Origin of the sequence: Sediminibacillus terrae, assembly GCF_009602435.1 — a bacterium.
Lineage (GTDB): Bacteria > Bacillota > Bacilli > Bacillales > Amphibacillaceae > Sediminibacillus > Sediminibacillus terrae.
This window is the reverse complement of record NZ_VZDQ01000021.1, coordinates 498076-523173: the sequence shown is the minus strand read 5'-3', so window position 1 is coordinate 523173 and position 25098 is coordinate 498076. Positions and strand designations below refer to the sequence as shown.

General features: G+C 43.5%; 26 protein-coding genes. 25 read left to right on the top strand and 1 reads right to left on the bottom strand.

Annotated features, from left to right (window positions below; translation table 11 throughout):
* Positions 1 to 64 precede the first annotated feature (64 nt).
* The 4 genes from F6X55_RS08625 (at position 65) to F6X55_RS08610 (ending at position 4415) form a co-directional block, all read left to right on the top strand.
* Positions 65 to 655, top strand: coding sequence for a genetic competence negative regulator (locus F6X55_RS08625; protein WP_026570100.1), 591 nt, complete (start codon positions 65 to 67; stop codon positions 653 to 655).
* 315 nt (positions 656 to 970) lie between these two features.
* The gene (locus F6X55_RS08620) at positions 971 to 1903 is read left to right on the top strand and encodes a D-alanine--D-alanine ligase (protein ID WP_153462750.1); all 933 of its coding nucleotides are present in this window, start codon (positions 971 to 973) and stop codon (positions 1901 to 1903) included.
* A 121-nt stretch (positions 1904 to 2024) separates the two neighbouring features.
* Positions 2025 to 3308 carry a Glu/Leu/Phe/Val family dehydrogenase gene (locus tag F6X55_RS08615; RefSeq protein ID WP_026570102.1) on the top strand — a complete coding sequence of 428 codons (1284 nt, stop codon included), beginning with the start codon at positions 2025 to 2027 and terminating at the stop codon, positions 3306 to 3308.
* Positions 3309 to 3434: 126 nt separating this feature from the next.
* Complete coding sequence (locus F6X55_RS08610; protein WP_153462748.1) at positions 3435 to 4415, top strand: YpdA family putative bacillithiol disulfide reductase; 981 nt, start codon at positions 3435 to 3437, stop codon at positions 4413 to 4415.
* 64 nt (positions 4416 to 4479) lie between these two features.
* On the opposite strand, the gene F6X55_RS08605 is transcribed toward F6X55_RS08610, so the two are convergent.
* Complete coding sequence (locus F6X55_RS08605; RefSeq protein ID WP_153462746.1) at positions 4480 to 5448, bottom strand: asparaginase; 969 nt, start codon at positions 5446 to 5448, stop codon at positions 4480 to 4482.
* Between the two features lie 87 nt (positions 5449 to 5535).
* Between F6X55_RS08605 and prsW the strand changes: the two genes are divergently transcribed.
* The 21 genes from prsW (at position 5536) to hepT (ending at position 25024) form a co-directional block, all read left to right on the top strand.
* Positions 5536 to 6222, top strand: coding sequence for a glutamic-type intramembrane protease PrsW (gene prsW, locus F6X55_RS08600; protein ID WP_035426705.1), 687 nt, complete (start codon positions 5536 to 5538; stop codon positions 6220 to 6222).
* Positions 6223 to 6501: 279 nt separating this feature from the next.
* Entirely contained in the window at positions 6502 to 7290 is a 789-nt protein-coding gene (gene sleB / locus F6X55_RS08595; RefSeq protein WP_237648627.1) for a spore cortex-lytic enzyme, read from the top strand.
* 17 nt (positions 7291 to 7307) lie between these two features.
* The gene (ypeB, locus tag F6X55_RS08590; RefSeq protein WP_026570106.1) at positions 7308 to 8651 is read left to right on the top strand and encodes a germination protein YpeB; all 1344 of its coding nucleotides are present in this window, start codon (positions 7308 to 7310) and stop codon (positions 8649 to 8651) included.
* Positions 8652 to 8733: 82 nt separating this feature from the next.
* Positions 8734 to 9414 carry a flagellar brake protein gene (locus tag F6X55_RS08585; RefSeq protein WP_026570107.1) on the top strand — a complete coding sequence of 227 codons (681 nt, stop codon included), beginning with the start codon at positions 8734 to 8736 and terminating at the stop codon, positions 9412 to 9414.
* 55 nt (positions 9415 to 9469) lie between these two features.
* Positions 9470 to 10150: a (d)CMP kinase gene (gene cmk / locus F6X55_RS08580; protein WP_153462742.1), complete on the top strand. Its 681-nt coding sequence runs from the start codon at positions 9470 to 9472 to the stop codon at positions 10148 to 10150.
* Between the two features lie 15 nt (positions 10151 to 10165).
* On the top strand, positions 10166 to 10747 hold the full coding sequence (locus F6X55_RS08575) for a lysophospholipid acyltransferase family protein (RefSeq protein ID WP_026570109.1): 582 nt from the start codon (positions 10166 to 10168) through the stop codon (positions 10745 to 10747).
* 102 nt (positions 10748 to 10849) lie between these two features.
* Entirely contained in the window at positions 10850 to 11989 is a 1140-nt protein-coding gene (gene rpsA / locus F6X55_RS08570; RefSeq protein WP_026570110.1) for a 30S ribosomal protein S1, read from the top strand.
* 13 nt (positions 11990 to 12002) lie between these two features.
* On the top strand, positions 12003 to 13028 hold the full coding sequence (fni, locus tag F6X55_RS08565) for a type 2 isopentenyl-diphosphate Delta-isomerase (RefSeq protein ID WP_153462740.1): 1026 nt from the start codon (positions 12003 to 12005) through the stop codon (positions 13026 to 13028).
* Between the two features lie 589 nt (positions 13029 to 13617).
* A complete protein-coding gene (locus F6X55_RS08560; RefSeq protein ID WP_026771243.1) occupies positions 13618 to 14226 on the top strand; it encodes a YphA family membrane protein in 609 nt (202 codons plus the stop codon).
* Positions 14219 to 15115: a YIEGIA family protein gene (locus tag F6X55_RS08555; protein WP_153462738.1), complete on the top strand. Its 897-nt coding sequence runs from the start codon at positions 14219 to 14221 to the stop codon at positions 15113 to 15115. The genes F6X55_RS08560 and F6X55_RS08555 overlap by 8 nt, the downstream gene beginning before the upstream one ends.
* Positions 15112 to 15297, top strand: coding sequence for a capping complex subunit for YIEGIA (locus F6X55_RS08550; protein WP_026570113.1), 186 nt, complete (start codon positions 15112 to 15114; stop codon positions 15295 to 15297). Before F6X55_RS08555 ends, F6X55_RS08550 begins: the two co-directional genes overlap by 4 nt.
* A 154-nt stretch (positions 15298 to 15451) precedes the next feature.
* Entirely contained in the window at positions 15452 to 16762 is a 1311-nt protein-coding gene (der, locus tag F6X55_RS08545) for a ribosome biogenesis GTPase Der (RefSeq protein WP_153462736.1), read from the top strand.
* 12 nt (positions 16763 to 16774) lie between these two features.
* Positions 16775 to 17815 (top strand): NAD(P)H-dependent glycerol-3-phosphate dehydrogenase, encoded by a 1041-nt coding sequence (locus tag F6X55_RS08540; protein WP_153462734.1) that lies wholly within the window; start codon positions 16775 to 16777, stop codon positions 17813 to 17815.
* A 58-nt stretch (positions 17816 to 17873) separates the two neighbouring features.
* A complete protein-coding gene (locus tag F6X55_RS08535) occupies positions 17874 to 18134 on the top strand; it encodes a stage VI sporulation protein F (RefSeq protein ID WP_026570116.1) in 261 nt (86 codons plus the stop codon).
* Between the two features lie 651 nt (positions 18135 to 18785).
* Positions 18786 to 18983, top strand: coding sequence for a DUF2768 domain-containing protein (locus F6X55_RS08530; protein ID WP_026570117.1), 198 nt, complete (start codon positions 18786 to 18788; stop codon positions 18981 to 18983).
* A 62-nt stretch (positions 18984 to 19045) separates the two neighbouring features.
* On the top strand, positions 19046 to 19777 hold the full coding sequence (locus F6X55_RS08525; protein WP_026771246.1) for a hypothetical protein: 732 nt from the start codon (positions 19046 to 19048) through the stop codon (positions 19775 to 19777).
* A gap of 374 nt (positions 19778 to 20151) precedes the next feature.
* Positions 20152 to 21630: a stage IV sporulation protein A gene (spoIVA, locus tag F6X55_RS08520; RefSeq protein WP_026570119.1), complete on the top strand. Its 1479-nt coding sequence runs from the start codon at positions 20152 to 20154 to the stop codon at positions 21628 to 21630.
* 427 nt (positions 21631 to 22057) lie between these two features.
* Positions 22058 to 22330, top strand: coding sequence for an HU family DNA-binding protein (locus F6X55_RS08515; protein ID WP_035426707.1), 273 nt, complete (start codon positions 22058 to 22060; stop codon positions 22328 to 22330).
* Positions 22331 to 22504: 174 nt separating this feature from the next.
* Positions 22505 to 23314, top strand: coding sequence for a heptaprenyl diphosphate synthase component 1 (locus F6X55_RS08510; RefSeq protein WP_026570121.1), 810 nt, complete (start codon positions 22505 to 22507; stop codon positions 23312 to 23314).
* Positions 23315 to 23319: 5 nt separating this feature from the next.
* Positions 23320 to 24036, top strand: coding sequence for a demethylmenaquinone methyltransferase (gene menG, locus F6X55_RS08505; RefSeq protein WP_026771247.1), 717 nt, complete (start codon positions 23320 to 23322; stop codon positions 24034 to 24036).
* 16 nt (positions 24037 to 24052) lie between these two features.
* Positions 24053 to 25024, top strand: coding sequence for a heptaprenyl diphosphate synthase component II (hepT, locus tag F6X55_RS08500; protein ID WP_026570123.1), 972 nt, complete (start codon positions 24053 to 24055; stop codon positions 25022 to 25024).
* Positions 25025 to 25098 lie beyond the last annotated feature (74 nt).

Genomic DNA, 25098 nt, shown 5'->3' with positions numbered 1-25098 from the left:
ACCAATAATCCGATTTCCTCATATAATATAGAATTAGATGAGGCATTCAAGGGGGGATGAGTGAATGCGTTTAGAACGACTATCGACCAACCAATTCAAGATCTTTTTAACTTTCGATGACTTGATTGAAAGAGGTTTGACAAAAGAAGACCTGTGGCATGATCTGCCGAGAGTCCATCAACTGTTTCACGATATGATGTATGAAGCCAGCGACGAGCTGGGAATTGAGTTGGAAGGAATGCTGCTTGTCCAGGTCCATCTTATGCAGGCACAAGGGATGCTGGTCATCGTGACCCAGAATAACCATTGGATAGATGATGAAGAAGAGGATGAAGAGTATGTAGAAATGAAGGTTACCTTGGATGAAAGCCGGGAACTGATTTTTGCATTTACTGATTTTGAAAATATCATCCAGGTTTGTGCACATTTTGCGGATTTGGGCATCAACGGGGGAACGGTTTATCATATGGATGGTTTTTATTACATGCAAGTTGCCGATGAGGAAGTCGACGGCCAAAACCGGGAGCATGTGATTGCCATTATGTCCGAGTTCTCTTCACCAAGCATCGTTACATCCCATAAATTGAAAGAGTACGGCAAACAAATATTTTCACAAAACGCCGCTGAACAAGTGAATAAGTATTTTTTACAATGATATAGCTGGAAGAAGGGGTTGGTCGATTTAATACCAGCTCCTTTTTTATGGTCTATATCAGAAGGTTCGTTTTTTTAAGAGAGGGGATCTCAGCTGTCGAAATATTCAGGTATGGGGAATACGAAAGGACTTTCCATCTTGAAAATCCTCCATTCCAATTGTTGATAATCGTGCGACCAAGTCGGACCACACTTTTCTGGATTGTTTTTGTAGATGAAGGTATGGGAACATGTTACTATATGTACGTAGTGAGTTAAATAAAGAAATAGTCAACTAAAGAATGATAACGGAGTTTAGGTTTAGGGAGTGAATGGAGTGAAAATAGCGGTCCTTTATGGAGGAACATCTGGCGAGAGAGAAGTTTCCCTTTCTACTGGGAAGGGAATCATACAAGCATTAAGAGAAAACGGACATGAGGTGACAGGGATCGATTTCCACCCAGAACGTCTGGACGAGTTGCTGGAGCTTAAAGTAGACTTGGTTTTCATCGGACTTCATGGAAAATTCGGAGAGGATGGAAGAATACAGGGGCTGCTGGATATACTGGACATCCCTTATGTTGGGTCAGGCGTGTTGGCTTCCGCATTAGCGATGGATAAGGCAAAGGCCAAGCAAATTTTTGAAAAAAACCAATTGCCTGTTGCCAAAGGTATAGCCATACCTGTAAAGAGACATACTCAACAGGAAATCATTGATTTGATACAAGGAAAATTCACTCCTCCATATGTAGTGAAACCAAACCAAGAAGGTTCGACGCTTGGTTTGACGATTGTCAAAGAGACGGAACAGTTGCCGGAAGCAGTGAAAAATGCTGTGCAAAGCGACAATACGCTGCTAGTGGAAGAATTTATCCCTGGAAGGGAATTCACTGTCGCAGTGATCGGTCCGCAAGGGGAAGAACAAGCGTTGCCGGTTATTGAAATCATCCCTAAAAATGAATACTATGACTTCGATTCTAAATATAAGCCAGGCGGAAGTGAACATATCATCCCGGCGCGTATCAGTGATTCGTTGACCGGACAATTGCAAACTTTCGCTGTCCGTGCCCATCAACTTTTGGGTTGCGACGTATATTCCAGAGTCGATTTTATTGTATCGGAAGCGGGCGAACCGATAGTATTAGAGGTGAATACATTGCCTGGGATGACACCGACGAGCCTGTTTCCAGATGCCGCAAAAGTCGTCGGCTGGTCCTATGAACAAATGGTCGAAAAGTTTGTATCTCTTTCATCGAAAAACAAGCAATAGAAATTATTTATTAAATGCCGATAACGTATTGCATAATGCTATCTAGCGTGTATACTATTGTCTGAAAGAAATTGCGTAAATCTTTTAAGTGATGAACTGAATACGATTGGGAGGTAAGTTCATGGTAGCCGATAAAGCATCAGATTCTCCAAATGAACAAAATGAAGACAAACTGGACGTATTAAAATCAACCCAAACGGTAGTACAAACAGCACTTGATAAACTGGGCTATCCAGAAGAAGTCTTTGATTTATTAAAAGAACCGGTGAGGATGATGACTGTCCGGATACCTGTACGAATGGATGATGATTCCATCAAGATATTCACAGGATACCGAGCGCAGCATAATGATGCAGTAGGACCAACAAAAGGCGGGGTAAGGTTTCACCCGAATGTAACAGAGAAAGAAGTAAAGGCGCTATCGATATGGATGAGTCTGAAAGCGGGCATTGTCGATTTGCCGTATGGCGGAGGAAAAGGCGGTATTGTTTGTGATCCGCGGGAAATGTCTTTCCGGGAACTTGAAGGGCTTAGCCGTGGATATGTACGGGCGATCAGCCAAATAGTCGGACCCACAAAGGATATACCGGCACCAGATGTATTTACCAATCCGCAAATCATGGCTTGGATGATGGATGAATACAGTCGTATAGACGAATTCAATAACCCTGGTTTTATTACAGGGAAACCGATAGTACTAGGTGGCTCGCACGGACGTGAATCCGCCACAGCAAAAGGCGTTACCATTTGTATTGATGAAGCGGTCAAGAAAAAAGGTATATCTGTTAAAGATTCAAAAGTGGTCATTCAAGGCTTTGGAAATGCTGGCAGCTTTTTAGCGAAGTTTTTGAATGATCAAGGAGCCAAAATCGTCGGTATTTCTGACGCATACGGAGGACTCCATGATCCAGATGGCTTGGATATCGATTATTTATTAGATAGAAGAGACAGTTTCGGAACGGTCACCAAACTGTTTGAAGACACGATCTCCAACGAAGAACTGTTGGAATTGGATTGCGACATTTTGGTTCCTGCAGCAGTTGAGAACCAAATAACCGAAGAAAATGCCGAGAAAATCAACGCTTCTATTATAGTTGAAGCAGCCAACGGACCGACCACCCTGGAAGCTACAAGGATTTTATCGGAGCGGGGCATCCTGCTTGTACCGGATGTATTGGCTTCTGCCGGGGGGGTTACTGTCTCCTATTTCGAATGGGTACAGAACAACCAGGGCTATTATTGGACAGAAGAAGAAATTGAAGAGAAATTGTATAAAGTCATGGTTAAGGGCTTTAACAATGTCTATAATACAGCGGAAACCAGAAAAATAGATATGCGTCTGGCCGCATATATGGTCGGAGTCAGAAAAATGGCTGAAGCAGCAAGATTCAGAGGCTGGATATAATGATAGGGCGGTACTTATCAGCGCAGATTTGATAAGTGCCGTTTCTGTTTTCCTTCTCTGTCATGGGTTAAAAGGTTAAGGCTGCTTCTGGGCAGTCTTTTGGTTTGGCGAAAAGGAGTGGAAGAGATGCAAAAAGAAAATACAATCATTATTGGAGCGGGACCATGTGGCATGTCGGCTGCCTTGGAACTGAAGAAACGAGGGGTGGACCCGCTGTTGATTGAAAAAGGGAATGTCGTGAATTCTATTTATCATTACCCTACGCATCAAACGTTTTTCAGTTCCAGCGATCGATTGGAGATTGGGGAAATCCCTTTTATCACAGAAAAGAAAAAACCGGTGCGGAACCAGGCAATGGCTTACTATCGCACCGTGGCAGAACGGAGCGAGCTCCGGATAAATCCTTTTGAACGAGTAGAAAAAGTCACCAAACAGGAAAATGTCTTTCAACTACGCACTCGAACTGCCAACGGGAAAGAGCGGAAATATCAGGCGGACCACGTTATCGTGGCGACGGGCTATTATGATCAGCCTCGATATATGGGTGTGCCAGGGGAGGACCTTCCTAAAGTCATGCACTACTTCAAGGAGGCGCATCCTTACTTTGGTCAAAATGTAGCCATCATCGGCGGAAAAAACTCAGCTGTCGATGCAGCGTTGGAGCTACATAAAGCAGGAGCGAATATCACTGTTTTATACCGGGGGAGCGAATATTCGCCAAGTATCAAACCATGGATTTTACCTGAGTTTGCCTCCCTTGTTCGAAAAGAAATCGTCAAGATGGAATTCACTGCGGAAATCGATCACATTACGGAAGATGAAGTGCACTATCAAGTGGGCGGTAAGCAATGCGTGATAGAAAATGATTATGTATTTGCCATGACAGGCTATCAGCCAGACAACCAATTCCTGCAGGAAATGGGGATCGAACTTGATAAAGAAACCGGAGAGCCTGTATATGATGAAGAAACAATGGAAACGAACATTCCCGGTATTTACATTGCAGGCGTGATCGCCGCGGGGTATAACAATAACAAGATTTTTATAGAGAACGGGCGATATCATGGCGGACTGATTGCCGAAGCTATTATGGCTAAATCCCGATGATTCAAAAAGCTGCAGGAGTGAAAATGGCTCCTGCAGCTTTTCTTCTATCTTGCGATTCGGCAAATCATTCGAACATCGGAGCCAGCTCTGTCAAATTGTTTGTCAATTCCAACGCAACCATCAATTTTATTCTGGCTTTCGGTCCGGTCAGCCCATTGGCGAAGATGATTCCCATATCCCTTAATTGTCTTCCGCCTCCCTCATACATATAGGTGGCTTGGACTATTCCCTGATAGCACCTGGAAACGAGTATGATCGGAATGTCGTCATCAAGTATTTGCTGAAGGGCGGGAATGATCCCCTTTGGAACATTTCCTTGGCCGAGCGCTTCGATGATCAGGCCGGAAATGCCTGTGCTGTGAATGGCGCTGATAAGACTGCCGTCCATCCCGGCATACGCTTTTACTAACGCCACATTCTTGGTCAATTGCTGGATAGGATAAGATTCATAAGAGATGAGTTTTTGATGGAACAAGATCTCCTGCTTTGTAATAATCCCGATCGGTCCGTACTGAGGACTTTGAAATGTCGCTACATTACTTGTAGATGTTTTGGTGACATTTTTTGCTGTGTGGATTTCATCGTTCATTACCACGAGTACACCTTTATCCTGGGCTTCATCTGTGTTGGCGACGCGGATGGAGCTGATTAGGTTATACAATCCATCTGAGCCGACCTCGTTGCTGGAGCGCATAGCCCCAGTGACGACAACTGGTTTTCTGGTTTGTAAAAACAAGTCGAGAAAGTAAGCTGTTTCTTCCAATGTGTCGGTCCCGTGCGTTACGACAACCCCGTCAAAATTCCCGGCTGCAAGCTTGTCGTGGATTCGTCTGCCTAATTCGAGCATGTGGGCAGGCGTTATATGCGGGGACGGTAAATTAAATAAAAAATCTTCTTCAATATGCGCATCATGATGGAACAATGATGCTGAATTAGAAAGCGGGTGCTCGCTGGATGTCGAAACGGTGCCGCTTCTTTTATCTTCTTGCATGGAAATAGTGCCGCCTGTATGGATGATTAGTATTTTTTTCAAGTTTTTCACCTACTTTTATTAGGACTATTTTATTTGCTCCAACTTCATGATACGATGAATGATATTAGATTGAAAGAGGGTGTCGACATGTTTGCTGTCCTCTCTGCCGGGATTGCACCGACACTGGCGCTTATGTCATTTTTTTATTTAAAAGACCGATTGGATTCAGAACCGTTGACCACTGTGTTCCGGACTTTTTTGTACGGGGCTCTTTTGGTGTTTCCTTTGATGTTTATCCAGTATGCTTTTATGGAAGAAGGAATCGGCCAGACGCCGCTGATTCGATCTTTTTTACTGACCGGGTTAATGGAAGAGTTCTTTAAATGGTTCATCTTTCTTTATACGGTTTATAAATATACCGACTTTGATTCTCTTTACGACGGCATTATATATGGTGTCGCCATCAGCCTTGGTTTTGCGACAGTGGAAAACTTGCTTTACCTCCTTGCACATGGTGTGGAATACGCATTTAGCAGAGCGATTTTTCCTGTATCGTCTCACGCATTGTTCGGTGTGATTATGGGTTATTATCTTGGAAGAGCGAAATTTTTGACGAAAAACGTCAGACGTTCCCAAGTATTAGCACTGTTGATTCCTGTAAGTCTTCACGGTTTTTATGACTTCATCTTAGAAGCAGTTCCCTCCTGGATCTATGTCATGACACCCTTTATGATTCTTTTGTGGATGTTTGCACTCCGTAAAGTCAAATTGGCGAACCAGCACGAATATAAAAACGTTGTCGTACTGACGGAAAAAAAGTCACAAATTCAATAAGCCAATCAAAGCTATCCATGCCAAGGCATGGGTAGCTTTTTTATCATCTGAAACGATATAGGACGAGTGGATGTGACAGTACCAGTTTTTCTTTCGGACCTCGCTCGAGATTTCGCCAATCCAGAACCGTATCTTATTCTCCTGCTTCCCATGTATAAAAATAGCATGCTTTCAAAAAATAAGCCAACAACGAAGACTTTGATACTCTTAGGAGGAAATGGTATGCGGTTCAAACGAACAGTTATTCTCTTGTTTTTTACGGTTCTCTTGGTGGCTGGAATGCCATCTGCGGATGGGCTTCGTCCTGTAGAGGCGTTCAGCCCGCAAGTCATCCAGCATGGAGCTTCAGGTGAAGATGTCATCGAATTACAAGCAAGGTTACAATATTTGGGTTTTTATAATGGAAAGATTGACGGTGTATTCGGTTGGGGTACGTATTGGGCGCTCCGGAATTTCCAGTATGAATTTGGTTTGGAAATCGACGGAATGGCCGGCACGAAAACAAAACAGAAGCTTGAAAAAGCAAGTGAGTATGATAAAGGGTTTGTTCAGGAGCAAATAAGAAAAGGCAAAAAGTTCACTCATTATGGGGGAACACCAAAAGAACAGCAAGTGAAAAACGGCGGTAAGGAGCAGACTGGCAAGAAAGAAAATGAGCAAAAGGATGAAGGTACACCAGCTGAACCGACGGCTGTCAATGTACCTGGAGGTTTTTCACAAAACGATATACGTTTAATGGCAAATGCCGTCCACGGCGAAGCCCGAGGAGAACCGTATGAAGGGAAGGTTGCTGTAGCGGCAGTCATTCTCAACCGTGTTGAAAGTCCTACATTTCCCAATACTGTATCAGGAGTAATATTTGAGCCGAGGGCTTTTACCGCTGTTGCAGATGGGCAGATTTGGCTGACACCGAATGAATCTGCCGAACAGGCAGTACTGGATGCGATAAATGGCTGGGATCCAACTGGTGAGGCTACTTACTATTTTAATCCAAATACAGCTACATCTGACTGGATTTGGTCAAGACCGCAAATTAAACAAATCGGCAAGCACATATTCTGTATGTAAGAAAGGTGGCGCGCAAAATGATAAGATGGATATTAATCGCAGTACTGGCTTTGGCGGTGGGAGCGACAGGAATATGGGGCTATCAAGAACATCAAGAGAAAAACGCTATTCTTGTCCAGGCGGAAAATACGTATCAGCGATCGTTCCATGATTTATCCTATCATATGGACTTACTGCATGACCAAATCGGAACGACACTGGCGATGAATACAAAGGAACGTTTATCCCCCCAACTGGCAGATATATGGCGGCTTACATCAGAAGCGCATAATGATGTCGGTCAGCTTCCGTTGGCTTTGCTGCCATTCAACAAAACAGAAGAGTTTTTATCCGATATCGGAGACTTTAGTTATAATACAGCCATCAGGGATTTGGAAAAAGATCCATTGACTGACGGAGAGGTGAATAACCTGGAATCCCTCTACGATAAATCCGGGGAAATACGAGACGAACTGCGGAAAGTCCAACACCTTGTGTTGGAGAACAACTTACGTTGGATGGATGTGCAGCTCGCCCTGGCTACCAATGATAAACAAGCGGACAATACCATCGTCGATGGATTTAAAACAGTGGAAAAAACAGTAGAAGGATATACAGAGGGAAACCTTGGTGTCAGTATGACAGGAACTTCGAACAAGAAACACGAGTATCAATTCCTGAATGGTGAAAACATCAACAAGAAACAGGCTTTGAAAAAAGCACAAGCATTGTTTGAAGTGAGAGATGCTTCGGACATCAAGATAACGAAGTCAGGGGATGGTGCCGAAGTAGCAACCTATAGTGCATCTTTCCATAAAGCGGGAAGGGACGGCTATATGGACATGTCGGTTAAAGGCGGTCATCCCTTGTCGTTGATTATCAATCGAGAGGTCAAGGATCCGGGCATCAGTCTCAACGAAGGAATGAACAAAGCGGAAGATTATCTGAAGGATCTTAAGATGGAAGACATGGAACTCTTCCAAAGCAGTCAATACAACAATGTCGGCGTGTACAATTTCTTGTACACCCAAGAAGATGTACGTATGTATCCCGACTCTGTTCAAGTGAAAGTGGCGCTTGACAATGGAGATGTTCTGGGCTTTACGTCCCGGGATTACTACTTGAACCACAAGGAGCGCGACTTGCCGGATCCTGAGCTTACAGCGGAAGAAGCGAAGGATAAAGTAAACCACAACGTGAAAATACAGGAAAATCGTCTGGCGGTCATAGAAAACGATTCTGGTGAAGAAGTGCTCACCCATGAATTTTTAGGTGTACTGGGGGACGATACGTACAGAATTTTCATCAATGCTTCGAACGGTGCCGAAGAAAAAGTGGAAAAATTACAAGGGGCAGAAGCGAAATTTGATGATGCAGTTTAGGGAAGGGATTTACTCCTTTCCCTTTTCCTTGTTTTTTGAGATAATAAATAGACTAAATAAAAGATAAAGAGAGGCGGATCCTTTGATAAAAATCGGCACACCGCTCACGTTAGAGATAGAGAAGGCTAATGAAGTAGAGCGTTATCGATGCAAGGTAGTTGAACAACAAGGAAGTTTTTTATATGTGGATTATCCGGTTCATCAAGTTTCCGGAAGAACGAATCTTTTTGAACGAGGGACCATTTTCACGGCAAGTTTCGTCGGTGAGGAAAATACGGTGTATAGTTTTGAAACCGAGTTAAAAGACAAGAAGAAGTTAAAAATCCCGACACTTGTGTTAAACTATCCAGGAGCAGGTCAATTGAAAAAGGTTCAGCGGCGAGAGTATGTGCGGATTGAATCAGCTGTGGATGTTTCTGTACATGATCCAGAAAAGGAACTGCTTCCTTTTACCACCATCACACAAAATATAAGTGGAGGCGGATTGTCACTTGTACTGCCGCCCGGAAGAGAGATTCTTCCGGAGAAACGATTGGAATTATTGATTGTCTTACCAATGGAATCGACGGAAATTTCGTATGTTAAGGTAAAAGCGGAGGCTATCCGCACCCACGACCGGCCGGATGGACAACGCCCACTCTTATCTGTCCGATTCGAAGAAATAGATGAACAGAATCGACAGTCCATTATCCGATATTGTTTCGAGAAGCAGCTTGAAGCAAGAAGACGCGGACTGGATACGAGAAAGGGAATTCGTAATTAATTGACAGCTAAAGAAATCATACATATATCATAGCAAGAGAGGAATGTAGTAACAAATGGAACAAAATCAACTAGCCATAGCAATCGACGGCCCCGCAGCAGCAGGGAAAAGTACAGTTGCAAAATTAATCGCTGAAGAATTATCTTACGTATATATTGATACAGGAGCGATGTATCGGGCCCTTACCTATAAGGCAATCCAAAAAGGCACTGATCTGGAAGATGAACAAGCCCTGTTGAAATTGTTGCAAAAAACAACGATTGATTTACAGCAATCAAACAATGGTCAAAGCGTTCTTTTGGATGGTAAGGACGTTTCCCGCGAAATCAGGGGGCAGCAGGTTACCGGACAGGTTTCGGTGGTGGCGAAACACCCTGCAGTACGTACCGAAATGGTTTCAAGACAGAAAGCACTTGCAGCCAAACGCGGCGTAGTGATGGACGGAAGAGATATTGGCACCCATGTACTTCCGGACGCCGAGGTCAAAATATTTTTAGTGGCTTCGGTACAAGAGAGAGCGGAAAGACGACATAAAGAAAATAAGGAAAAAGGGTTTGCTTCCGACCTGGAGCAATTAAAAAGAGAAATTGAAAAAAGAGATCAACTGGATTCAGAGCGTGAAGCATCTCCATTGATCAAAGCGGAGGACGCGGTGGAAATCGACACTACTTCTCTTTCCATTCAGGGGGTTGCGGATCGAATTTTGGAAGTGGTAGGGAATGCGAGAAAAAGCTAGAGGGGATTTTGAACTATGAGTCTATATACTTTTGCTAAGAACGTTGTAGCTGCTATACTTTACCCGATATATCGGATTAAAGTAGTCGGTGCAGAAAATGTTCCCGATGAAGGCCCGGTGATCATCTGCTCCAACCATATTTCTAATTTTGATCCGCCGGTGGTTGGCATTACGTCCCCGCGGGATATTTATTTCATGGCTAAAGAGGAATTATTCAATAATTCATTTTTAGGAGGATTGTTGACCAGGCTGCATGCTTTTCCAATCAAGCGGGGTATGAAAGACCGGAACGCTTTGCGTCAGGCTTTGAACATTCTGGAAGAAGGAAACACTCTAGGACTTTTTCCTGAAGGGACGCGGAACAAGACCGGCGAAGTCGGAAAAGGTTTGGCGGGGGCGGGATTTTTTGCCCTCCGATCGAAGGCATACATTGTTCCTTGTGCCATCATCGGCCCTTATAAACCATTCAAACAATTAAAAGTTGTTTACGGAAAACCGATTGAAATGGAACAATATCGGGAAAATAAAATATCAGCAAAGGATGTTACCCAAGTGATTATGCAGGAAATCCAAAAACTGATTGATGAAAATCGGTAAGCGTTCACTGTCTATCGCTTGACAAAAATGGGTAAATATTAGAAGTTAGAAAAAAGGCATTTCATAAGATTGGTTGTGTCGGAAATTGAAGGAGGTCTCTTTATGGATGAAATGAACAATGAATTTTCAGATTTACAACAGCTATCTACCGGTGATCAGGTGACAGGAAAGGTAGTTAAAGTAGAGGAAAAACAAGTGCTCGTTGACATCGGTTATAAAGTGGAAGGGATTGTACCTATCAGTGAGCTTTCCAGCCTGCATGTGGAAAAAGCTTCAGATGCAGTGGCTGAAGGCGATGAGTTGACACTACAAGTGAAAAAAGTAGAAGATGATGAAGTTGTACTTTCCAAACGTGCAGTCGATGCTGACAAAGCATGGGAAGACTTAGAAGAAAAATTCAACAGCGGCGAAATTTTCGAAGCAGAAGTGAAAGATGTGGTTAAGGGTGGTTTAGTAGTCGATGTGGGACTGCGTGGGTTTATCCCGGCCTCTCTTGTAGAAACATATTATGTGGAAGATTTCTCTGACTACAAAAATAAAGCATTAAGCCTGAAAGTGGTGGAGCTTGATCGCGAGCAAAACAGGGTGATACTTTCCCACCGCGCAGTTTCTGAAGCTGAACAAGCGAACCGCAAACAGGAGATACTTCAGTCTCTTGAAGAAGGGCAAGTACTGGAAGGCACTGTTCAACGGCTGACTGATTTTGGTGTGTTCGTGGATATCGGAGGTATCGATGGACTTGTCCACATTTCTCAGTTATCTTATCAGCACGTGGAAAAAGCTTCGGATGTCGTTGAAGAAGGACAAAAAATCAATGTCAAAGTGCTTTCTGTCGACAGGGACAATGAGCGCATCTCTCTATCCTTGAAAGAAACATTGCCCGGACCGTGGGATGGTATCGAAGAAAAGGTACAACCTGGTTCTGTAGTTTCAGGGACAGTGAAGAGGCTCGTGAACTTTGGCGCATTTGTCGAAGTGTTCCCGGGAGTAGAAGGACTTGTCCATATTTCCCAAATTTCGAACCAGCATATCGGTACTCCACAGGAAGTACTGGATGTGGGACAAGAGGTTCAAGTAAAGGTGCTTGATGTGAATGAACAGGATCAACGCATGTCTTTAAGTATCAAAGAACTGGAGCGCGATCAGGATCAAGCTGAACTGAAACAATATGAAAAAGAAGAAGATCACTCTGGCTTTCAATTAGGGGATATGATCGGAGATAAGCTCGACAAGTATAAGTGATGGTGAAAAATGGATGAGCAGACAACAAAGAAAATTAGAGCATATTAAATATGCGTTAGAATCAAATCAAGAGGGCTGGAGTCCTTTTGATGACATGGAGATTGTCCATCAAAGTGTCACTTCTCTCCATTGGGAAGATATCGATCTTCAGACGAATGTGGGCGGACTTGCTTTAAGTTCGCCCCTTTTTGTTAATGCCATGACTGGGGGTGGCGGCAGCAAAACGGAAAAAATCAATGGCCAATTAGCCGCCGCAGCTGCCGTGACTGGTATAGGCATGTCTGTCGGTTCCCAGATGTCGGCGTTAAAAGATCCTTCAGAAGAGCCTTCTTACCGTATTGTCCGAAAAGAGAATCCCCATGGAATCATCTTCGCAAATGTCGGAACTGAGTCGACAGTAGAGCAAGCTCAACGTGCTGTGGATATGCTGGAAGCGGATGCATTGCAAATCCATCTAAATGTTTTGCAAGAATTGATCATGCCAGAAGGGGATCGGAATTTCCGCAACATGGAAAGTAGGATCGAATCTATTGTGCAAGGCATTTCTGTTCCTGTTATTGTGAAAGAGGTAGGGCACGGATTATCAAAAGAGACTGCCAGGAAATTGCGGGAACTAGGGGTTCGATATTTGGATTCTGCCGGAAAGGGAGGAACCAGTTTTTCCAAGGTGGAAAACCGTCGTAGGAAAGACCCTCTATCCGTTTTTGATGGTTGGGGGATTCCTACACCAGCATCCGTCAAAGAAATCCGGGAAGTGCTGCCTGATACTCATCTATTTGCTTCGGGGGGCATACGGAACGGGATGGACGGTGCTAAATCATTGATACTTGGAGCCGAAGGGTTTGGTATGGCCGGCAGCTTGCTCAAAGTGCTGATGGAGGACGGGATGGATGCGCTGTTGAATCGCATCGGTGCCGTTCATGAGGAATTGCGGATCATCATGATGCTTTTGAATTGCAGGCAGCCGAAACAACTGGCTGGCAAACCCTATGTCGTCACAGGATATTTAAAGGAATGGCTAGAACAAAGAGCAACATAAAGCGGTAGAAAAGCTTAGTAACCAAAAGTATCGTGACCAAAAAGCAACCCGAACGATTTCACCATTCGTTCGGGTTTTTGTTAGTAAAAACCATTCTAAAGGGCGAATCTCCACTACGGCGAGGTACTTCGCAACGGAGATTCCAACGGGAATAGTACGAGCTGAAAATCCCGCAAGAAAGCGGTTGGTGCTTTCTGAGGAAGTGGTAGCCGTGCGCGTGGAACACATAATATCTACCGTAGCGATAAGAAACACCATCAAATAACAGGATAATAAGAAGTCTGTCTAGGAATATTAAGGTCAAAAACCGAGTGAATTGGAATGACATTTCGAATTCGCTCGGTTTTTTGCTTTGATGGCCATGCTTTTGTCCCGGCCACTTCTTAAGAAAGTACAAATGCAGAAACTTCCAGCTCCAGCATACTCCCTCGAGGGACTAATCCATCCACTGCGTGGCATAAAGCTTCTGAAAGTTTACTTGAGTTTGTCCGGGGGCTGAGCATGACGCCTCGCTTTTCTTTTGTGCGTGATAGATTGCGGGTTTAAAAATACTTTCGGAAAGCCATAATGCTAATGGAAGGTGAAGCCCGTGGAAGGATTGTTGTTTTATTGGATTTGCTGGTTGTTATGGATAACCACAACTTTTTTACTGAAAAAGAATCGTACAAGATTTTATGTTTCTTTTGTGATTCTTTTGCTTTTAACCTGTTCAAACACCAACATAACTGTATGGGATAGTAAGTTGAACCTCGCTACAGTGGTTTCTTTTTTTGCCGGGATTCTATATCTCGCAAAGAAAAAGGATTGGATTTTGCTATTGTTTGGCAGCTTGTGCATGACATTTTGTTATGTCGGTATTCTGCTTTGGGAAATGATCAGTCCGATTTGGCTGTTTGTGCCCCGGTTGTTAATGATTCCGGTTATAGGACTTGTCTTGCTTTTTTTCTTGACTGAAACATTGATCGAGAAGTGTATGGTTTGGTGCCTTGGTATTACCAGTGGTGAAATACTCCATGGGTTGATCATGAACAGTTATGGTTTTCATCCATCGATCGGCGAACACTCATTTTTTGATTTGTTGTTTGTAGGTATAGCTTTCATCATTCTACTCAGACTAACCCTAGTTGCAAAGCAAAAGTTGGATCAAGTTGCTCAAACTATAGAAAGAAAGCTCAAAATGAGGTGGAATCATGAATGAATATACCTATCCGATTTTATTTGGTGTAGTGGTCGGGACCATGGCCAGACTAGTCATGTTACGGACAGACTATCGGCAATACCCGACATATTTGCATGGCAAGGTCATCCATATATCGTTAGGATTTATCGCTGCATCGCTCGGCACCGTAGCTGTTCCCGCCATTATGGAAAAAGAGTTTACGGCTGTCACGTTTCTGACCATTGCTGCATCGCAATTTCGTGAAGTTCGGAATATGGAGCGAAATACGTTGACGGAATTGGACGCTTACGAATTGGTGCCCAGGGGAAATACATACATAGAAGGAATAGCAGTTGCATTTGAAGGGAGAAATTATCTGGTCATTTTCACATCCTTTATTGCTACGTTAACCTATTTAGTATGGAATGTTTGGATCGCCATTCTTGCTTCTCTTGTCTGCTATCTCATCATCAGGAAATTCATGAGCGGAGCTACTTTGAAAAAATTGGTCGACATCGAGCATCATGAGCTTCATTTCGAAGGTGCGGGATTATATGTCGATAATATCTACATTATGAATATCGGTCTGCCCAAACGGCAGGAAGAAATTTTGAAGTACGGAATGGGATTTATCCTCACTCCGAAAAATTTCAATGTACGTTCGACGATCGCCAATTTAGGACAGCGTCAGGCCATTCTTCACGATGCCTCTGTGTCTCTGGGAGTATTTCGGGATTCCGGTACGCCGGCGCTGGTTCCCTTGATAAAGCGGGATTTGGATGATGGCCGTATCGGAGTTTTTATTTTGCCGCAGGATAAGGATATCGACAAGGCTAAACGAATAATCGGCGCAGTTCCGGTTTTGGAAAATGCAATCCGGATGCCCTCCGAATCAAAAGCGAACAAAAAGGGGGATGACAACGAATGAAAATGGAAAAAGCGATATTGGCAGTCATCACCCTTAACAAAGAAAAAATCGACGGGGGAGCACCCATCTTTCTGTGCGACACACAGGAAGAGATGGAAAAAGTGGCAGCTAATTTAGAAGCGATTCTGGACGGGATCAGCCATGCACTAAGTGATCAGTTGTATATCATTGTCAAACATTGATATACAACTTTTTTGCATAATAGAAACCAGCTTGACCTTGCTGTACCGAAAAGCGTTGTTTAAAAATTCCTCTTTTGCTAAAATAGAAAAGTTAGAGCCTTCGGTTTTATACAAAATGATAGAAGTTATAGTAGAAAGAAAGGATGAACCTTTCATGAGAAAATCAATTGTAGCAATAGTCGGCCGTCCGAATGTTGGTAAATCGACCATTTTCAACCGGCTGGTCGGAGAGAGAATTTCCATAGTCGAAGATATACCCGGCGTAACCAGAGATCGTATCTATTCACAGGCGGAGTGGTTGACCACCAACTTTAACCTGATTGATACCGGAGGAATCGAAATCGGGGATGAACCACTGCTTGTACAAATGCGCGAGCAGGCGGAAGTGGCCATCAATGAAGCTGACGTGATCATCTTCATGGTGAATGGCCGGGAAGGAATTACAGCAGCTGATGAGGAAGTGGCCAAGTTGCTGTTTAAATCGAATAAACCTGTCGTACTGGCAGTCAACAAAGTAGATAATCCGGAAATGCGTGATCAAATTTATGAATTTTATTCGCTTGGATTTGGCGAACCTTTCCCGATTTCTGGAACACACGGTTTGGGTTTGGGTGATTTGCTTGATGAAGTGGTGAAACACTTCCCAGAACTTGAACAAGCGGAAGAAGACGATTTAACCATCCACTTCAGTCTTATCGGCCGTCCGAACGTCGGCAAGTCTTCCTTGGTGAATGCACTGCTCAATCAAGAGCGTGTCATTGTCAGTGATATAGCCGGGACGACACGGGACGCTGTCGACACACCGTTTACAAAGGATGGCAGGGATTACGTCATCATCGATACAGCAGGAATGCGAAAACGCGGAAAAATTTACGAAACTACTGAAAAATACAGTATTTTGCGAGCATTGAAGGCAATTGAACGTTCAGATGTTGTTTTAACCTTGATCGATGCCGAAACCGGTATCATCGAGCAAGACAAAAAGATAGCCGGTTACGCACATGAAGCGGGGAAAGCCGTTGTGATCGTCGTCAACAAGTGGGATACTGTGGAGAAAAGCGAAAAGGCGATGAAAGAATTTGAAGATCAAATCAGAGCGCATTTCCAATTTCTCGACTATGCACCGATTGTATTCTTGTCGGCGAAAACAAAAAAACGGATTCACACCTTGCTTCCGCGCGTTCTGGAGGCAAGTGAAAACCATGCTAAGCGTGTCGAGACCAATGTCTTGAACGATGTCATCATGGATGCTTTGGCAATGAATCCGACTCCGACTGTCAAAGGACAGCGACTGAAGATTTTGTATGCGACTCAGGTCGCTGTCAAACCACCCAGTTTTGTTGTATTTGTAAATGATCCGGTATTAATGCACTTCTCTTATGAGCGCTTTTTGGAAAACAGAATCAGAGAAGCCTTTGGATTTGAAGGCACCCCAATAAAAATTTTCGCAAGACGTAGAAAATAAGGAGGAGATTCCGTGGAAAAAATCGCAGTATTAGGAGCGGGAAGCTGGGGGACGGCGCTCGCCATGGTGCTTGCCGACAATGAACATGAAGTACGCTTGTGGTCTCATAAAAAAAGCCAGGCAGCTACAATCAATGAAACAGGACAAAACGAACGTTACCTGCCAGGCGTGCGGCTGCCGTCAGGGATTACAGCTTTTCATGACTTAGGTGAAACTGTGCAGGGGGTTTCTACCGTGCTCCTTGTGGTTCCGACCAAAGCAATAAGAGACGTATGCCTTCAACTGAACAAGGTTCTGGATCGGCAGGTCACGATCGCCCATGGAACCAAGGGCATAGAACCGGGCAGTTTTAAACGGGTATCAGAAATGATCGACGAGGAGTTATCGGATCATCTATACGATAAAGTCGTCGTTCTGTCAGGCCCCAGCCATGCGGAAGAAGTAAGTCAACGACAGCCGACGACGCTGACAGCGTCATCAGAGAATCTCGAAGAAGCGAAAAAGGTTCAGGATTTGTTCATTAATGGCAATTTACGAGTGTACACAAGCCCCGATATGATTGGAGTGGAGTTAGGCGGAGCGTTGAAAAATATTATTGCACTAGGTGCAGGGATTTCCGATGGTCTGGGATATGGAGACAATGCCAAAGCAGCCTTGATAACCAGGGGTCTTGCTGAAATTGCCAGACTCGGTACATCCATGGGAGCAAATCCACTCACTTTTCTAGGTTTGACAGGTGTAGGGGATTTGATCGTCACGTGTACCAGTGTACACAGCAGAAATTGGAAGGCTGGAAATCTGCTGGGTAAAGGAAAAAAACTTGATGATGTTTTGGAGCATATGGGCATGGTGGTCGAAGGAGTACGGACCACACAGGCTGCACACCAGCTTGCAGAGTCACATGGCATCGACATGCCGATCACCGATGGGTTGTTCCGTATCCTGTTTGAAGACGCCGCTCCAAGAGATGTAGTGGACCAACTGATGACGCGTGTAAGGCGTCAGGAAATGGAAGATCTTTCGGCAATCTTGAATAATCGTATTTCTGGTTAACACGCTGTTCCTCCCCTTGCATATAATGTTGGGAAGACGAAGGCAAGGAGGAATGAACGTGAGCGACTTTCAAAAAAATATGTTTGACCAGATCCAGAAAAATTCCAATATCAAGCCTGATCAAATTTTCAAAGTGGCAGAATCTGTGAAAAACGCGGACTTTTCAGATGAAAAAACGGTTCGAAGGCTGGTCAAGCAATTAGCCAAAATGGCAGATAAGCCTATTTCGAAAGAAAAAGAGGATAAAATCGTCAAGTCTATTACAGGCAACAAAATGCCAGCTGATATGAACTCGCTTGGGAAGCTGTTTAAAAAGTAGCAGACACTGGGCAAAGTGATGATACAAAGTGGATAAGGCTCGCATAATATAAATCGCACAAGCATTCATTTTAGAGCCGCAATGGGTATTATTTAGTCGCACCGAGGTAGATCTGCCCCTTCTACCTCGGTTTTTTGTGTTTTTTCAGGGTTAAGTACATTTTTGCCAGCAAAAATTTGGCTCTATACTGAATGTGTTGGTGTCCGCTGTCGTGATGGGTGTTCCTGTATGGCGCAAAGAAATGCACCCATTTTCTCTCTCTTTGTTCCCCTAAAGTTGCTGACACCAACGATTAAAGCTTAAAATTTCATGGCAGCAAGCGGTTGAAATGGATCTATAGAGCGAAATAGCGTAGCAGAGGAAATAAGCGAGACTCCCGCGGAAAAACGGGCGGACGAGACCCCGCAGCGGGCTTTGCCAGGAGGCTCGGGTGTTCGTTCAAGGAAAGCGATTTTTTCCTCTGCAGTCTGAGTAAAATGGCTTTTTTAGAATGAGCCTTTAGATAAAGAGAGGGTGGAAGAAGAATCACATCACCACATTTGACAGAGAACCAAAAATTTTTACTTTTTTACATAACTGCTGAAAATGGATTATGTTATAATATCTAATGCATATTTGTCTTGTCCGAATGTATGAAGAGGAGTGGGAATTTTGTCAGAATCCATGTTGAATATGTATATTTCCTTCGGTGGAATTATTTTTTTGTTTTTGGCTATTGGTCTGATTTTACTTAGTAGATATAAACTGAAGGGTGTTTTGGCCGGCATTGTGGCCCTTCTTGCTTATATATTTTTAATTGTCGGCGGATTGATTATTTTTTATATTGTCTTTAGCGGGCCGACTGGCTGATTGAATAAGGAAACAGAGCGTCTCAGCTATTTTAGCGCTTTGCTGTTTAGGAGGATTTAGAAATGAAATGGTTCATGGCTGTAGGCTTGATGGTTATGACGCTTTTACTTAGCGGCTGCTTGTATCCAAATGATCAACTTACGAAGAATCAAGTGCCCAATGAGGTGCAACTTGAAACGATCCAGCATGCTGTCACGCAGTATAGAGAAGATAACAATGGGCTTGTCCCAATAAAAACAAAACCGAGTGATACCCCGATTTTTCAGAAATACCTGCTCGATTTCACCGCCCTAAAACAAGGAGGATATATCTCCAGTATTCCTGGAACAGCTTTCGAAAATGGCGGCATTTATCAGTATGTGTTGATTAATCCGGAAGAAAATCCAGAGGTCAAACTTATCGATTTGCGAATTGCCCAGCAGGTACGGACTGTCAGGAGGCAAGTCGATTTGTATCGTGATGAACATCTGTATCCTCCGTTTGGCGAACAGATAGCCGATGGGATATACCAAATCAATTATGATAAAATTGGCCTGGAGGAAACCCCGCAGATTCAAAGTCCTTATTCACAGAAGAATCTGTCTCTCGTGATGGACGTAGACGGAGAAGTATATGTCGATTACCGCCCGGATCTGTATGAAGCGATGAAATCGTATGAACATAACTATGAAAATGGGGAGGATATACGCTATATTCTGCCCGAGAACAAGCCTTTCGTTCCGGCTTATTCGCTACCATACACGATTGAAGGAGAAGAGCCTGTGTTCGCAACTGAATTAACGACTGCGGAGTGAAACTGTCTTCGAATACTTTATCCCTTGCTGCATATAATGTGGCAAGGGATTTTGTATGTTACATAAAGGAGGCAGCAACTTCGTGGCTGTGTAAGGCAGCGACATTTATTTTGCAAGCATCCATGTCACCAGCCTGCCCAGCGTTGTTGTGAGGATTGATCAGAAGCTTGGAGGACGAGGCCGAGTGTTTTTATCTGATAAATTGTTTGGCCTTCAGTCGAGAGAAATGTCTGCAACCATCCCTTGCGCTTTCCTTTCTTTTTATTTTCAACTTTTTCAATTAAACAAGTCATATTTTGATAGGACAACGTCATAGAATTTAAATGTCAAAGATTCGTAACGTTCTATGGCGAAGTAGACCGGGAGGGGATTTTTTGGAAAGAGTAGATATTTTTAAGGATATCTCGAAACGGACCAATGGAGATATTTACCTGGGAGTAGTGGGTGCTGTACGTACAGGTAAGTCGACCTTCATCAAAAAGTTTATGGAACTCGTCGTTTTGCCGAACATCCAGGATGAAGGGGAAAGGGCAAGGGCACAGGATGAATTGCCGCAAAGCGCGGCAGGGAAAACCATTATGACAACCGAACCTAAGTTTGTACCGAATCAGGCTGTGTCCATCCAAGTGGATGAAGGTCTTGATGTGAATGTCCGGGTCGTCGATTGCGTCGGATATACGGTCAAGGGAGCCAAAGGTTTTGAAGACGAGAATGGCCCGCGAATGATCAACACACCTTGGTATGAGGAGCCGATTCCGTTTCATGATGCGGCCGAAATCGGTACCAGAAAAGTCATTCAAGAACATTCAACTATCGGTGTAGTCGTCACTACCGACGGAACGATTGGTGAAATTCCCCGTGAAGATTATTTAGAGTCTGAAGCGAGAGTAGTGGAAGAATTAAAAGAAGTAGGCAAACCGTTTATCATGGTCATCAACTCTGTCCAGCCATATAAGCAGGATACAGAACTATTGCGACAGGAATTAACCGAAAAATATGATATACCGGTTTTGGCAATGAGTGTGGAGAGCATGGAAGAGCACGATGTGTATAATGTGCTGCGCGAAGCTCTGTATGAATTTCCTGTACTTGAAGTCAATGTCAACCTTCCGAGCTGGGTGATGGTATTGAATGAAGAACACTGGCTACGGGAAAATTACCAATCAGCTATACAGGAAACAGTCAGGGATATCAAAAGATTGAGGGATGTCGACCGAGTTGTCGGGAATTTCAGTGAATATGACTATATCGACGAAGCGAAGTTGGCAGGAATGGAAATGGGCGAAGGGGTAGCAGAAATCGATTTGCAGGCCCCGGATTACTTGTATGACCAGGTGTTAAAAGAAATTGTTGGCGAGGAAATCAGAGGAAAGGACCATCTCTTGCAATTGATGCAGGATTTCGCCAATGCCAAGCGGGAATACGATCAGGTTGCAGAAGCCCTGCAAATGGTCAAACAAACCGGGTATGGTGTTGCGGCTCCGACCCTGCAAGATATGGTGCTTGATGAACCGGAAATCATCCGACAGGGTTCCCGTTTCGGTGTAAGACTAAAAGCTGTTGCGCCATCCATCCACATGATCAAGGTAGATGTAGAATCAGAGTTTGCCCCAATCATCGGAACAGAAAAACAAAGCGAGGAATTGGTACGTTATCTCATGCAGGATTTCGAGGAAGACCCTTTGTCTATTTGGGAATCGGACATCTTCGGAAGATCACTGAGCTCTATTGTCCGAGAGGGAATACAAGCGAAGTTGTCCCTTATGCCGGAGAATGCCCGGTATAAATTAAAAGAAACGCTGGAACGGATCATCAATGAAGGTTCCGGCGGACTAATAGCAATCATTCTTTAGCGGCTTGCTCAAGGCCGCTTTTTTGTATGCTCAGGGCGAAAAATGTCTAATCAGGAAAAAGCGGCTGAGATAAGAAACTTCTTCATACATCCAAAAGGAAACCTGATGAGAATTTATTGCTTTAAATTGCAACAAATTTCATCTATTTTTTGATTTTTTTCTTCAATAGCCATAAAACTGCTTGCTGACAGTATTCAACTGTGATACTATCCAAATATGCCCGGGCTTAATAAATAAAGGAAATGCGCACAAAAATTGAATAAAGTTGCTGTTTTTTGTTGAATTTCCTCTAAAACTCGTTTATTATAAGCCATGTCATCTTTTTAACAGATGACGGAGGTATAAAATACTTAATTATTGTGAACAAATGGAAGTATGACTTCATTGTTCGAAACAGGTAAGTAAACATTGGGAGGAGGTGAATGTCATGAACAAAACTGAACTAATTAACACAGTCGCAGAAAAAAGCGATCTTTCTAAAAAAGATGCTACAAAAGCTGTTGATGCAGTTTTTGAATCTATCATGGATTCACTTAAAGACGGTGAGAAAGTACAACTGATTGGTTTCGGAAACTTCGAGGTGCGCGAACGTGCTGCACGTAAAGGACGCAACCCTCAAACAGGTGATGAAATTGAAATCCCTGCAAGCAAGGTTCCGGCTTTCAAACCGGGTAAAGCCCTGAAAGATAATGTAAAATAATTTACATAAGGGCAAATGGGTGCGATTTAAGCACCCTTTTTATTTTTGTCAATTTTCTCCTGCACTTGCCCTTCCATCTCAGACAAATTGCCGAGGTACTTTAGGCGATAACCTGCTGGAGTTATGTTATACTATAGATTAGACAAGATTGGGAATATGCATGAAAGGGCTTGGGTGATCACTTTGAAAATATCGAATATGCCGCTTGGGGAAATAAAAGAAGCGATTGAAAAGAAGATACAACATTCCTATTTGGAGAAGTATATTCAAAAGCCCGTCATCGATGAAGATAAATTATATATTCTTTCCTCTATCGTCAAAAACACTACATATTCGGAGACAAAGAAGAAAAATTACATAATAACTGTCATGTTAGTCCAAATAGCATTGGACACACATGATTTGGTGGCCAAGCATGAGGAAAGAAACGAAACCGACCACACGAAGAAGCAAAGGCAGCTCACAGTCCTTGCCGGCGATTATTTCAGCGGTTTATATTATTATTTTTTATCCCAGCTTGATGATATAGCGATGATTCACACTCTGGCATCTGCAATTAAAGAAATCAATGAACTCAAGATGACAGTCTATTATAAAGAATTTGAATCGATTGAGGAATTCATGGATGCCTTGAAGCAAATTGAGTCATTGCTGATCCGGCGTGTAGCTGAATATTTTGAACGCTCTGCGGTCAATGAATTTACGAGTAATTGGCTCCTGACGAGAAAGCTGATAAAGGAAAAACATAGTTATCTTCAACAGGAACATTCACCTGTTTTCGACTTGTTGACTAAAGGGCCTGCACACAATGTTCACTATAATCAAATCGTCAATACGGTCGAGCAATTCATCCAGCTGAGTTTTTCCAGAGTGGAAGAAACACTGTCCCAGCTTCCGGTCCACTTTCAGTCATTGAAAACATATACGAATAAAATCATTTACGAATATTTGGGAAACAATTCACAAATTGTGGAGGAAGGTTGACCGCAATGAATCAACAAACAAAAGAAGAGCGTGTTCACCACGTTTTTGAAAAAATATATAACCGTTATGATGTCATGAATTCCATCATTTCTTTTCAAAGGCACAAAGCATGGCGGAAGGATGTTATGAAGCGGATGGATGTCCGAAAAGGAGACTCAGCACTGGATGTCTGTTGCGGTACGGGAGATTGGTCCTTGGCTTTGGCCGACGCTGTAGGAACATCGGGCAAAGTTGTCGGTTTGGATTTCAGCAAAAACATGTTGTCAGTCGGCCGGACTAAACAACAGGAACAACGTATCGAGCAATTGGAATTTGTTCACGGAAATGCCATGGAGCTTCCTTTTGACGATAACAGCTTTGACTTTGTAACAATCGGTTTTGGTTTGCGCAATGTCCCGGACTACATGCAAGTGCTGAAAGAGATGACGAGAGTTGTGAAGCCTGGCGGCAAGGTGGTTTGCCTGGAAACATCACAACCCACTGCACCTGGATTCCGGCAAGTCTATTATTTTTATTTCCGCTTTATCATGCCATTGTTCGGCAGGATGTTTGCCAAAAGCTATGATGAGTACTCCTGGCTTCATGAATCAGCAAAAGATTTTCCGGGAAAACAGGAACTGCGGACCATGTTTCTGGATTCTGGTATGACCAATGTGCAAATGAAAGGCTATACAGGTGGAGTAGCCGCTATGCATATGGGAGAAAAGCCATCTCAAACTTAATGCAAAGGTGACCAACATGAAATTAGCAATGACCTATTCTTATTTAAAACAAGATTTGGATCAAATCGAAAAAGCTCTCGACAAGACCATCCACGCTAAACATCCTGTTCTGAGGGATGCATCCCAGCAGTTATTACAGGCCGGGGGTAAACGTCTCCGCCCTGTATTCGTATTGTTGGCCGCTAAATTCGGGAACTATGATATCGAGCGAATGAAGACGATCGCCGTTTCGATGGAATTAATACATATGGCCTCTCTTGTCCATGACGATGTTATCGATGAATCTGAATTGCGCCGGGGGGAGCCGACCGTTAAAGCAAGGTGGGATAACCGCGTGGCTATGTACACAGGCGACTATATTTTCGCCCGTTCGCTCGAATATTTGACCTCTTTGGAAAAACCCCGTGCTCATAAGCAGCTATCTGAAACGATTGTGGAACTATGCATAGGAGAGGTTGAACAAATACGAGATAAATATGTCGTGAACCAGAACGTGCGGAATTATTTGCGCCGGATCAAGCGAAAGACCGCGTTATTGATTTCTTCAAGCTGCCGGCTCGGCGCCATCGCGGCAGAAGTTCCGGAACACTATGAAAAAGCACTTTATCGCTATGGATACAACATTGGTATGTCCTATCAGATTATCGATGACATACTTGATTTCACTGCAACAGAAAAAGAGCTTGGAAAGCCAGCTGGCAGCGATCTGCTGCAAGGAAACCTCACCTTGCCGGTGTTTTATGCGATGGAAAATCCGGTTTTCCGGTCAGATTTGACAACCTTGTTTGATGACCCTTCAAGATTGACCAATCATGACATACGCCCGTTTATCGAAAGGATCAAAGCTTCAGGAGCCATTGATAAGTCGTATGAGTTGAGTGAGAAATATTTAAGGAAAGCCTATCAATCACTTGATGAACTTCCGGATATCAAAGCCAAGCAGACGCTGAAGGATATAGCAAAATATATCGGCAAGCGGAAATCTTAATTGCGATTGTAATTTTTGCAATAATTTGATAGACTTTACTAGGTTAGCGCTTTCATACATACCAAATTATCGCG